The sequence below is a fragment of the Bradyrhizobium sp. TM233 genome, assembly GCF_036247965.1.
Lineage (GTDB): Bacteria > Pseudomonadota > Alphaproteobacteria > Rhizobiales > Xanthobacteraceae > Bradyrhizobium > Bradyrhizobium ottawaense.
Genome location: NZ_BTIG01000009.1, coordinates 44,157 through 56,106 on the forward strand (window position 1 = coordinate 44,157; position 11,950 = coordinate 56,106).

Consider the following 11,950-nt stretch of genomic DNA (forward strand, 5'->3'; position numbering starts at 1 on the left):
CTTACCGTTCTGGTCATACTACACAACTTTCCATGCTTGAGGTCGCAAGACCATTCGTCAGGCAACCGCTGGGATCGGGCCTTCGGGCGCCGGTCTGGCCGTTAAACCCTATCTTAGCCCCCTCTGGCTAGGATCATTCGCAAGATCAGTCCCCAGCCTCTCCTGAATTCCTCCCGGACCGGATGAGACTCCAGCGATCGAACCTTCCATTTGCGGCGCTCGTTGTTGCGAGCATGATGGCGTTCGGGCTGGCGGGCCATTTTGCGGCGGACGGCGTCATTCGCCACCAGCAGGCGCACCAACTGAACGAGCTGACCGAGGTCGTTCTGCGCCGCTCCGAACTTGCGGTCGATTTTGCCGCGGCCAGCCTGGACGAGCTTGCCAAGCGCGATCTTGCCAGCTGCAAGCCGGCAGCGCTGCAAGCCATCCGGCTCCACGTCTACCAACGCTCGGCGATCAAGGACGTCCGTCTCGTCAACCCGGACGGATCGGTGATCTGCTCGGCCTATTCCGAGACGCTCGAGTTCGACAAGGGATGGGCGGATCGCCGCGACATGCTGCCCTCGCACGACAAGAAGCTCTCGCTGTTCCGCGTGGAGCAGTTCGGCGGCGACGCGTTGGGCGTGCTCAGGGACGTCAATCGCAGCTCCGCGCTGGTCGCCATCGTCGGCATCAACGCCGGCCTGTTCGATCTCATGCCCGCCGAGTTGCGGGCGCACAGCGAGGTGATCCTCGCCTTGAGCAATGGCGAGAAGCTCGGCGAATTCCGGCTCGATGCCGACAGGTCCCTGCCAGGGCCGATCAGCTTCGACAGGCATTCCACGCGCTTGCCGCTTCACGCCACGATCCGGCTCGAGCATGCCGTGCTTTCGAGCTGGAACAGCGAGGCTTATTGGCCGGCGCTCGCGGTGGCCCTTGGACTTGGTGCACTCTTCGGCATCCTGCTGGCACGCAGCCGCCGGATGGAAGGGCCGGTCGCCGATCTCGATCGCGGCCTCGCGGCCGCCGAATTCAGGCCATACTACCAACCCATCTTCGACCTCAGGACCGGCCGGATCACGGGCTGCGAGATTCTGGCGCGCTGGGTTCGTCGGGACGGCTCGGTGGTGCCGCCGATGAACTTCATTCCGCTGGCCGAATCCAGCGGGCGCATCCAGGTGATGACCTGGCAGATCCTGAGATCAGCGCTCGCCGACCTGCAGGGCGTGTTGAAGGCGGACAAGACCTTCAAGATGTCCTTGAATGTCGTGCCCAAGCACCTGCTGAGCGCCGGCTTCGTCGAGACGCTGCGTCGCACGGTCCTGACGGCTCGTGTCTCCGCACGCCAGATCGTGGTCGAGGTCACCGAACGCGACGAGCTCGACGATCTCGCGCACGCCGCCGCCGTCGTGGCCGAGCTGCGCGACCATGGCTTCCGCGTCGCGATCGACGACGTCGGCGTTGGTCACAGCGGCCTGTCGCGGCTGAAGGGACTCGGCGCCAACACGATCAAGATCGACAAGTTCTTCGTCGACACCATCACCGTGGATGCATCGACCACGACGATCGTCGAGATGTTGGTCGCGCTGGCCAGGGACTTCCGCATGACGGTCGTAGCGGAAGGAATCGAGACGGAGGAGCAGCGCCGCGCCCTGATCGCCTCCGGCGTCGAGGAAGGACAGGGCTATCTCGTCGCCGCACCGCTGCCCTTTGCGAAATTCAGCGAGCTGGTCGATTCACGCCGCCACTCCGCATCCGCAGCGCCGGCCGGCGACGTCCTCGTCGCCTGACCATCTTCGCCGGACTGCCTCCGGGCCGGCGATGGCGGCCAGGTTTTGGGCAGCCCGCGCCGCCGGAAGAACGACGAGGCGCTTTAACGATGTTCTCGTCTTTCGAAGCGGAATGGCCCTCAAACGGCTATGGTGGGCCATGCGTCGAAATCACCTCATTGCAGCCGCGGGAATCTGTCTTGCCCTCATCGCCTATGCCACCTTGGCAAGGCTGGCGGGGCGGCCGGCGCTGATGGGGCATCACGAGGCCTACTGGATCGTCGTCATCGAGCGCTTCAGCGCCTATGGCCTCTTGGGCTTCCTGCTGGCCTTCCTGTTGCCCGGCCGGCTCGCTTTGGCCTGCTCGCTCGTCATCGCAGTCGCAATGGGGCTGGAAGTCCTGCAAACGTTGACCCCCGATCGTGATCCGGGTTTCCTTGATGTGCTGCAGAAGGCGGCAGGAGGCACCGTCGGCGTCATCCTCGCCCAGACGATCCTGGCCTTCTTACCTCGGCCGCCAGCCTGAGGCCCACGGCGCTGACAACTTCTTCAGCGCAAAGCATGATCCGGAAAAGTGCGCAGCGGTTTTCGAAAAGATCATGCTTAAGCAACAACCTAAAGCGTGATGACGATCCATCCTAATCGCATCGCGCTTTAGGGCGACATCTCTCCTACTTCATCATCTGCCCGCGCAATTCGCCGCCTGGGTTCGCGGCCGTATGAATGTTCGCGTACCATTTGCCGGCCAACAGGTCCGCCGCCTGGGCATCCGTGAGCGTGGCGCTGCCTTGGATGGGACTCTGGACCGTCTTGAAGGGCAAAGCGATGCCGGCGTTCTTGCCCGCTTCACTGGGACCATGAAAATGAGCCCCCATCGCCGGACCAGTCAGATTGGCAAACGTAATCGCATAGGTCAGGACTTTGGTCTGGGTGTCGAACGCAGCCTCGGCCTTGCCTGAACCGGAGGAGCCGTTCGGAGGCACTTCATTGCTGCCCTTGAGGTCGGCCTGCAGCTTGACGACCTCCGCACGTGACGGCGCGGTTGTGACGATCAGCAGCCCGCCGAGCATCACCGTTCCCAACAGTGTCACGCCGACCCGATACCTGGCTTTCCTCATGGCATTCTCCTACAGGCTCTGTGGCCCGCTGCGGTTGAAACCCCGGCCCCGGCTTGAAATTCCGGAGACGAGTCTATGCCTGATTCGCCAAAGGCTATCGGAGATACCACCGGGGTCGCTGTCGCCGCCGGTCCGAGGGTATCGCGCGAAGCGGGCTACGCTGCCCCGCGCTCGCGGAACCCGGTCGGGGCCAGGAGTTCGGCCATCTGCCTGTGCGTGCTCTGGAGCGCGGCGATGGCGCCGTCGAGATCGAAATCCGCCTCGCGAACGGACGCGAAGAACCTGGCCGTCAGCGCGAGGTCAAGCTTGACGCGCGTTGCGCCGTCGCGGCTCTTGCGACGGTCGAGCGACAGATGGATGGCCCGTAGTCTGGCTTCTGCCGGCGTACAGCCGCTGAGTGTCGCCAGTTCGTCGTATGTCATCCAGATCTGAGGCATGTTCTCGTCCGTCCTTGATTGCCGCCTCATCCTAGATCTCTGCGCCTAAATGCACCGTTGCCGCGCCGCGGTCGCAGCCCGCTTCGCGGCGATAGCGTCAACGCAAGACTAAGATACGGAAGGCCTGGAAGGCGCAGGAAATTGGCGCGGCCGCGAACGGCTGTCGAGGCCCTTGGGCAATTTGTCATTGAGCTTCACGACGGCGCCTCGAGCCTCCGTCGCCGGCGCATCTTCCTGGCTGTAGATCAGCGTCACCTCGAACATCACGTCGGGCGCTTCCCTGGCCGTTCCGGAGCAGGTCGCCATCGCACCGGTGCACACGCCCGCGAGACGGACCTCGACCTCGTCCAGACCGAACACGGTCGGCGGCCCCTCGGCATACCGCCGCGTGGTCAGGACGGCCGTGAAGCGCTGGTCGTCACCGAACTGATAGGAGCCGCCATAGGTGAAGAAGCTGTCGCTGCCGGAAATCCGTCCGTCCGCCAGATGCACGATGCCCGTACCCTGGCCGCGCGGGGTTCTGAACCAGGCCGCATATTTGCCGTCTCTCATCATGGAAACATCCGCCGTAGAATTCACTGGTATTTGCAACCAACTCTGGGGCGCGACAATGACCGACACGGCGAGTATTCCGCGACGGTTAACGCCCTGCAAAGCCAACCCGTCAAATTGCCACCGCAGCACGCGGCGACGCCGTCAGAACAATTCTATGCCGTCATCCGCGGTCTCGACCGCCTCGAGGCGGCGCGTCGCGGCAGTCGATGCCAGTCCGAGCGCTTGCAGGAATTCACGATGAACGTCCCGCTCACGCTCCATCGTGTAGCGCGCGAAGAGATCGTCGAGGATCGCCTGATCCTGCAGCTCCGGCTGTAGCCGCTGCGCGCCCGTGCTCGCAGTCTCGAGCCGCGTGGCGACCGCAGGCAAGGCTGCGGAGCTTTCGCCGAGCCTGGTCATCAGGCCCTGAGCCGAATTCATCAGCCTCTCGAATTCCGCGCCTTCGTCGACGAGCCGGCTCATCAGCTTGCCGAGCCGTTCGTTGCCGGCCTCGACCTCGCGTAGCGCCTGAAGGATCTGCGGCTCGAGCTTGGCAAGCTGGGTGGGGTCACCCTGCACGCGGAGCTCCTTCAGCTCATTGGCCGAGCTCTCGATCCCGTCGAGCACGGGCCGGAGGCGCCCGGCCCCCGCGGAGACCTGGTCGGCGGTGGCCTTGAGCTCGTTGGCGATGACGACGAAGGCACTGCCGCGGCTGCCGAGATGGCTCGCCTTGAGGCCGGCATTCATTCCGATCAGCGTGATGTCGACGGTCGCCTCGGCAAGCCCGGCGATCGCCTGGCGAAATTTCGTCAGCGTGTCCTCGACGATCGCGAGCGCCTCGTCGACCGAGCGGCCCGCGCTTTCGCAGGTGGCGATCAGGGTCGATGCGTGCGCCAGCGTCTGCTTGATGCGCGTCAGGAACGACGACGAGCCGCCCTCCTCGCCGCCGAACAGCGTGCGGCCGTGGCCGACGACGCTGCCCGCATCGTGCAGGATCGCAGTCAGCGCGCCGACGATCTGGCCGACGTCGCCGCCGAACTCGCGCTGGGCATCCCTGAGCTGGGCCGCCTGCAACCGGCAAATCGCACCCACGCCGTCATCGCTCGTAACAGGCGCGGGAACGAGGCTCTGCGCCGGTCCCGACGCAAGGCCGAGACCGTGGGACACGTGCTCGAGACGCTGACGCGTGCTGTCGCCCGCCTGCAGCGAGATGATCGCGCTGCCGACCGCCTCGGCGATCTTCCTGGTGCTGGAGCTGGCGCGGTCGGCCAGGTGGCTGCTCTTGCTGCGCTGGTCGCGTAACCCGGAATAGGCCGCGCCGAGCTCGGCGCTCTCCGACATCAGTTGGGCCCGGTACCGGCTCTCGAACTCCTTTTGCCGGCCGGAGGCGGTGGCAACCGCCTCGGACAGGCGCTGCTGGTCGCGCGCGCAGCCTTCAATCGAACCCTGCACGGCCCTGCCGAGATCATAGGCCTCCTGGGTGAAGGCGAGAAAGCCCTCGCGGTCGCCGTCGAGCGAGGCCGCCTCGATCCGGGCGCTGCGCGCGATGATGGTGATCATCTGGATGTGCTTGAACAGCGGCTTGAGCAGCGAGGACGCCTCGGCCGTGCTCTTGCCGATCGTCTCCAGCAGGGCGCTCTCCGCCGGCAGCGCCTGCGCCAGCTCGCTCAGCCGCGCGGCGATCTCCTGCAGCGCCGTTGCGGCACCCTCGATCTCGGCGCCGGAGAGCTCGCCCGAGAGCGTAGCTAAGCCCTGGTTCAGCTCCTTGAAGATGAGGTGGCCGCGTCCGAGTTCCTGACCGACGCGCGCAAAGACGTCCTCGATGCGCGAGGAGACGTCCTCGATCGCGGTGGTTGCCTCGGTGAGCGTGTTGGCCGGAACGGGCGACATGGCCATCAACCCGCCACCGCGGCGTGCCCGGCCTGATACCAGAGCATGATCTCCCGCGGGATGTGATGCAGCGAAACGACCTTCTCGACGCCGCCATGGGCGATGGCTTCCTTGGGCATGCCGAACACCACGCAGCTCTCCTCGTCCTGCGCCCGCGTCGAGGCGCCGAGCTTGCGCATCTCCAGCATCCCGCGCGCGCCGTCGTCGCCCATGCCGGTCATGATGACGCCGAGCGCATTGGCGCCGGCATGCTGGGCCGCCGAGCGGAACAACACGTCGACTGAGGGGCGATGCCGCGACACCGGCGGGCCGTCCTTGATCGCGATCTGGTAGCGCAGACCGATGCGCTGGAGCAGCATGTGCCGGGCACCGGGCGCGATATAGGCGCAGCCCGGCAGCACCGGCTCACCGTCCTCGGCTTCCTTGACCCTGATCTGGCAGACGCCGTCGAGGCGCTTGGCAAAGGCCGCGGTGAAGCCTGCCGGCATGTGCTGGACGATGAGAAGCGGCGGACAGTGGGGCGGCAGCATCTCGAGGACGTCGTTGAGCGCCTCGGTCCCGCCGGTCGACGCACCGATGCAGACGATGCGCTCCGTCGTCGGCCGAACCCTGCCCTGCACCGGCGGCGGGATGATCGCGTCGGCGGTCAGCTTCTTCTCGATGGCCCGGCGTTCGGCACGCGGGCGCACCCGCGCGCGCGCAGCCGACTTCACCGCCTCGCGCAGCCGCGTCGAGCATTCGAGCAGCGCCTGGCGTGTGTCGATCTTCGGCTTGGGCACGATGTCGACCGCGCCCGCCTCGAACGCCTCGAACATCACGTTCGAGCCTTCTTCAGTGAGCGAAGAGCAGATGATCACCGGGATCGGGCGCTGCGCCATGATCTTGCGCAGGAACGTCATGCCGTCCATGCGCGGCATTTCCAGGTCGAGGATCATGACGTCGGGGATCTCGTTCTGGAGACGCTTCGCCGCCACGAACGGATCGGAGGCCGCCCCCATCACCTCGATATCGGGGTCTTCGTTGAGGATCGTCTGCAGGATTTGGCGCACCGACGCCGAATCGTCCACGATCAGGACGCGAACCTTCTCCCTCGGCATCTTGGTTGCGCTCCGGCTAGACCTGGAAAATGGTTGGCTGAACCTGCTTCAGCCCGGGCACGGCACTGTGAATCATCGATTCCGAATGTCCGACCAGCAAATAGCCGCCCGGACGCAAATGGCTGCACAATTGCTCGACCACCTTGCGCTGGGTTTCGCGCTCGAAATAGATCAGGACGTTGCGGCAGAAGATGATGTCGACGTCGCGATCGACCGGATAGGACTTGTCCATGAGGTTCATCCTCATGAAGTGTGTCGCGCGCCGCAGCTCGGGTACGACCCGCACCTCACCGCGCGACTTGTCCCGCGACGTCGAAAAATATCGTTTCACGAATTGCTCCGGCACCGGGCCGAGCACGTCGCGCGTGTAGATCGCCGTCTTGGCGAGACGCAGCACCGCGGTCGAGATGTCGGTCCCGAGAATGCGGTACTGGAAGCGCGAGCCGCTCCGCGTCATGTCGTCCAGCACCATCGCGGTGGTGTAGGCCTCCATGCCGGTGGAGCTCGCCGAGCTCCAGATCTTCAGGTTCGCGTTCTTGCGTCCATGCGACTTGAGCAGGCCGGGAATCGCGACGTCGCGCATGAAGGTGAAGTGCTGCGGCTCGCGGAAGAAGTCGGTCTTGTTGGTCGTCACCACGTCGATGAGATGGGTGAGCTCGGTATCGAAATGATCCGCCTCGAACAGGTTCTCGACATATTCGTTGAGACCGGAGAAGTTGAGCGCGCGCACGCGCTTGTGCAGCCGCCCCTCCAGCATCAGCCGCTTGCCCTGCGGCAGCTTGATGCCGACCTGTCCCTCGATCAATTCGGCGATGGTCCGGAAGTGGCGGTCCGACAGATGCACGGCGGTATCCTGTACGGCGGGCATCATGGCCGCCGTCCCCGGTCCGCGACGGCGACCTGCACTGAATGTCGGGCCGTACGGGCCATCTCGAATCCTACGCGTTTAAACAACCGCTGAAAGAAGACCGGTCCACCGTCCCAGGGCAGACCGGCCCGCAGAAATCCTAGCGCTGGAAATCGGCGTCCCGATCGTCCTCGCCGTCATGCATGTCGAACGCAAAGCCGCCGCCACCGGCAACCTTCACGGCGCGCGCCGGCCGGGCCTGCACGATCTTTTTCGCCGGACGCTCGGCAGCCGCCATGGTGGCCGCCTTGGCGCGCAACTGGCTCACCGCCCGATCAATCGGCGCCGGCGCCTGGCTCTTCGCGCCCTGCTCGATGCGGAAATAGGCGATGGTGGACTGAAGCTGTTCGGCCTGCGAAGCGAGCTCCTCAGAGGTCGAGGACACCTGCTCGGACGCGCTGGCGTTCTGCTGGCCGACCTTGTCGAGCTGCTGGATCGCCTGGTTGATCTGGGCCGAGCCGACGTCCTGCTCGCGGCAGGCCGCGGTGATCTCCTCGACCAGCTCGGCGGTCCTCTTGATGTCCGGGACGAGCTTGGACAGCATCGCGCCGGCCTCCTGGGCCACCTTGACGGTGTCGGTCGAGAGCGTGCCGATCTCGGCCGCGGCGGCCTGGCTGCGCTCGGCGAGCTTGCGCACCTCGGAGGCGACCACCGCAAAGCCCTTGCCGTGCTCGCCTGCGCGCGCGGCCTCGACCGCGGCGTTGAGCGCGAGCAGATCGGTCTGGCGCGCGATCTCCTGCACGATCGTGATCTTCTCGGCAATGGTCTGCATCGCATTGACGGCGCGGCCGACCGCGGCACCGCTGGCCTCGGCGTCCTTGGCCGACTGCGCGGCGATCTTCTCGGTCTGGTTGGCGTTGTCGGCGTTCTGCTTCACGTTGGAGGCCATCTCCTCCATCGAGGAGGAGGCTTCCTCGGCGGACGAGGCCTGCTCGGTCGCGCCCTGCGACAGCTGCTCGGCGCTCGCCGAGAGCTCCTGGCTGCCGGCGGAGACGTTCTGCGCCGCGGTCAGGGCTTCAGACACGATCTGGCGAAGCTTCTCCACCATGCGCTCGAGCGCAAGGCCCAGCGTGTCCTTGTCCGACAGCGGCTTGGCTTCGATCGTGAGGTTGCCCTGCGCGATCTCGTTGGCGACGGCCGCGGTGGCGTTCAGATTGGCGGTCATCGCGTTCAGGGATTTCACGAGATCGCCGATCTCGTCGTTGCTGGACGTATCGATCTTGTGGCTGAGATCGCCGATCGCGACGGCATCCGCCAGCCCGACGGCCTTGGCGAGGGACCGGCCGATATTGAGCGAGATCCAGACTGCGCCAATCGCGGCAACGATGAGCGAGACGATGACGAGGACGATCAGAATCAACTGGGCGCGACGGCTGTCTTCGTTGGACTGCACGGCCTGCTCGGCCATCTGCCTCTTCGTATTGGCGACATAGGCTCCCATCGCCTCCGTCGCATCTGCAACCACCTTGCGCCCGTCACCCATCGAGCGCTCGGTTGCCTTGGTCTTATCGGTCTTTGCCAGCCTGATCGTCTCTTCCTGATAGACGTTCATTCTGGCGTAGGCGCTGGCGAAGTTGTCGAGCAGCTTCCTGCCGCCTTCGCTGGCGAGGGCATGGACCTCGTCCCTGATCTTCATGGCCTCATCGCGGAGCTTGGCCGCGTTCGCCGCGAATTCCTCGGCCTCGCCTGCCGTTCCCAGAATTGCGTTCTTTTCCGCCCTGACCTGCTGCCAGATGATCTTTTCGACCTCGGCTGCTTTCTCCATCCGCTTGGCGCGAAGCACCATGGAATCTGCGGTCGCGGCCATGTCGGACAACTTCATGTAGCTCACGGCGCCTGCTACCATGAACAGAAGAATGACGACGCCAAACGCGCTGGCGAGCTTGGCTTTGACGGTGAATCTCATTTTCAGTCTCGTTGGTTCGGATTGGGGTGCTTACGCGTGACCACGCTTCACTCTTGCAAACTCAGGCGGCGCGAGGCGCATCTGTTGCCGTGTCGCGGCCTTCCGGAACTTCGTCATTGGCCATCAGCTTGGCGAGATCGAAGATCACGACGAACTTCTCGCCCTTGCGGCCGATGCCGGCGGCATAGTCCGATTGCCATTTCCCGCCGACCTCGGGCACGGGCTCGATCGCCTGCTCGTCGATGTCGGTGACCTCGAACACGCAGTCGGCGACGAAGCCGACGCCGACCAGGCGGCCCTTCATCGGCACGTCGAGGATGATGATGCGGGTCGCTTCGGTGGCGGCCACGCTGGGCAGGCCGAGCTTGTTCCTGAGATCGACGATCGGATAGCCGCTGCCGCGCACGTCGATCATGCCGAGCAGAAAGTTCGGCGCGTGCGGAAGCCGCGAGATCGGCCGCATGTCGAGAATCTCCCGGACGTTGCGGATGCTGATACCGAACGTCTCGCCGGCGAGCCCGAGCGTCAGATATTGCGAGGTTGCGGCCATGATGCAGTCCAGGATTCCAGATTGGAAATGGGCACGGTCCGGCACAAGGCCGGACCGGTTGATCAGCGTTGGAACTCGGCGTCGCGATCGTCTTCGCCGTCATTCATGTCGAAGGCGAAGCCACCGCCACCGGCGACTTTCATCGCGCGTGCCGGCTTGCGGGCAGGCACCGGCTTCTTCATGCCGCGATCGGCGGCCGCCATGTGCGCAGCCTTGGCCCGGAGCTGACCGACGGCGCGGTCGATCGGCTCGGCTGCCGCCTTCTCTCTGCGCGCAGCCTCCTCGATCCGGAAGAACGAGATGGTGGACTGCAGCTGCTCGGCTTGCGAGGCGAGCTCTTCCGAGGTCGACGACACCTGCTCGGAGGCACTGGCGTTCTGCTGGCCGACCTTGTCGAGCTGCTGAATCGCCTGGTTGATCTGAGCCGATCCGACGTCCTGCTCGCGGCAGGCCGCGGTGATCTCCTGCACCAGCTCGGCGGTCTTCTTGATGTCGGGCACGAGCTTGGACAGCATCTGGCCGGCTTCCTGAGCGACCTTTACGCTCTCCGTGGACAGCGTCCCGATGTCGGCCGCGGCGGCCTGGCTGCGCTCGGCAAGCTTGCGCACCTCGGAGGCGACCACCGCAAAGCCCTTGCCGTGCTCACCTGCGCGCGCGGCTTCCACCGCGGCGTTGAGCGCGAGCAGGTCGGTCTGGCGTGCGATCTCCTGCACGATCGTGATCTTCTCGGCGATTGTCTGCATCGCCTCGACGGCACGGCCCACCGCGACACCGCTGGCTTCGGCGTCCTTGGCCGACTGCCCCGCGATCTTCTCGGTCTGGTTGGCGTTGTCGGCATTCTGTTTCACGTTCGAGGCCATTTCCTCCATCGAGGAGGAGGCTTCCTCGGCGGACGAAGCCTGCTCGGTCGCGCCTTGCGAGAGCTGCTCGGCGCTCGCGGACAACTCCTGGCTTCCGGCGGAGACGTTCTGCGCCGCCGTGATCGCCTCGGCGACGATCTGCCGGAGCTTTTCGACCATCCCATTCAGCGACCTGACGAGATCTCCGATCTCGTCGTTGCTCGCCGAGGGAATGGTCTGGCTGAGATCGCCCTCCGCGACCGCACCTGCAAGGCCAACGGCCCTTCCGAGCGCACGGCTGATCGAGATGGAAATCCAGAGCGCAGCCCCGATCGCAACCGCCAGCGAGATGCCGATCAGCGTCATCAGCAGGAACTGGGCCTGGTGCCCCTCTGCCTTGGACTGGACGGCCTGCTCGGCCATCTGCTTCTTCGTATTGGCGACATAGGCGCCCATGGATTCCATCGCGTCCGCGACGACCTTGCGGCCGTCACCCATCGAGCGCTCCATGGCCTTCGTCTTGTCGGTCTTCGCCAGCCGGATCGTCTCTTCCTGGTAGGCATTCATCTTGGCGTAAACGGCTGCGAAGCTGTCGAGCAGCTTCCTGCCTCCCTCGCTCGCCAGCGCGTAGACTTCATCCCTGGTCTTCGTCGCCTCCTCGCGAAGCCTGGCGGCCTCGGCGGCAAACTGGTCGGCCTGAGCCTCCGTGCCGAGCACCGAGTTCTTCTCGGCGCGCAGCTGAAGCAGGATGTCCTTTTCGATCTGCGTCGCCTTTTCCATGCGGTTTGCGCGCAGAACCATGCTGTCGGCGGTCGCCATCATGTCGCCGAGCTTCATGTAAGCCACGCCGCCCGCGATCCCGGACAGGACGATGATCACGCCGAACGCGCTGGCAAGCTTTGCCTTGACCGTAAATCTCATTTC

11 protein-coding genes are annotated in these 11,950 nt (G+C 65.1%); 2 read left to right on the plus strand and 9 right to left on the minus strand.

Features of this window, described 5'->3' with window-relative positions; genetic code table 11:
* Positions 1 to 182 precede the first annotated feature (182 nt).
* Positions 183 to 1,769, plus strand: a complete 1,587-nt coding sequence (locus AABA86_RS21025; protein ID WP_445083475.1) for an EAL domain-containing protein — start codon at positions 183 to 185, stop codon at positions 1,767 to 1,769.
* 139 nt (positions 1,770 to 1,908) lie between these two features.
* Positions 1,909 to 2,274: an antibiotic resistance protein VanZ gene (locus AABA86_RS21030; RefSeq protein WP_018317055.1), complete on the plus strand. Its 366-nt coding sequence runs from the start codon at positions 1,909 to 1,911 to the stop codon at positions 2,272 to 2,274.
* Positions 2,275 to 2,419: 145 nt separating this feature from the next.
* Here AABA86_RS21030 and AABA86_RS21035 read toward each other — a convergent pair whose 3' ends face one another.
* From AABA86_RS21035 to AABA86_RS21075, 9 genes are all read right to left on the minus strand, one after another.
* Complete coding sequence (locus tag AABA86_RS21035; RefSeq protein WP_445083476.1) at positions 2,420 to 2,866, minus strand: CHRD domain-containing protein; 447 nt, start codon at positions 2,864 to 2,866, stop codon at positions 2,420 to 2,422.
* Between the two features lie 155 nt (positions 2,867 to 3,021).
* Complete coding sequence (locus AABA86_RS21040; protein WP_212251185.1) at positions 3,022 to 3,303, minus strand: hypothetical protein; 282 nt, start codon at positions 3,301 to 3,303, stop codon at positions 3,022 to 3,024.
* Positions 3,304 to 3,411: 108 nt separating this feature from the next.
* Complete coding sequence (locus AABA86_RS21045; RefSeq protein ID WP_212251183.1) at positions 3,412 to 3,858, minus strand: hypothetical protein; 447 nt, start codon at positions 3,856 to 3,858, stop codon at positions 3,412 to 3,414.
* A 141-nt stretch (positions 3,859 to 3,999) separates the two neighbouring features.
* Positions 4,000 to 5,727 (minus strand): chemotaxis protein, encoded by a 1,728-nt coding sequence (locus tag AABA86_RS21050; RefSeq protein WP_338308387.1) that lies wholly within the window; start codon positions 5,725 to 5,727, stop codon positions 4,000 to 4,002.
* 5 nt (positions 5,728 to 5,732) lie between these two features.
* Complete coding sequence (locus AABA86_RS21055; protein ID WP_212251179.1) at positions 5,733 to 6,824, minus strand: protein-glutamate methylesterase/protein-glutamine glutaminase; 1,092 nt, start codon at positions 6,822 to 6,824, stop codon at positions 5,733 to 5,735.
* Positions 6,825 to 6,840: 16 nt separating this feature from the next.
* A complete protein-coding gene (locus tag AABA86_RS21060; RefSeq protein ID WP_338308249.1) occupies positions 6,841 to 7,695 on the minus strand; it encodes a CheR family methyltransferase in 855 nt (284 codons plus the stop codon).
* Between the two features lie 136 nt (positions 7,696 to 7,831).
* Positions 7,832 to 9,637: a methyl-accepting chemotaxis protein gene (locus tag AABA86_RS21065; RefSeq protein ID WP_338308250.1), complete on the minus strand. Its 1,806-nt coding sequence runs from the start codon at positions 9,635 to 9,637 to the stop codon at positions 7,832 to 7,834.
* A gap of 61 nt (positions 9,638 to 9,698) precedes the next feature.
* Positions 9,699 to 10,187 (minus strand): chemotaxis protein CheW, encoded by a 489-nt coding sequence (locus AABA86_RS21070; RefSeq protein ID WP_338308252.1) that lies wholly within the window; start codon positions 10,185 to 10,187, stop codon positions 9,699 to 9,701.
* Positions 10,188 to 10,249: 62 nt separating this feature from the next.
* Entirely contained in the window at positions 10,250 to 11,947 is a 1,698-nt protein-coding gene (locus AABA86_RS21075) for a methyl-accepting chemotaxis protein (RefSeq protein WP_212251173.1), read from the minus strand.
* Positions 11,948 to 11,950: the final 3 nt, after the last annotated feature.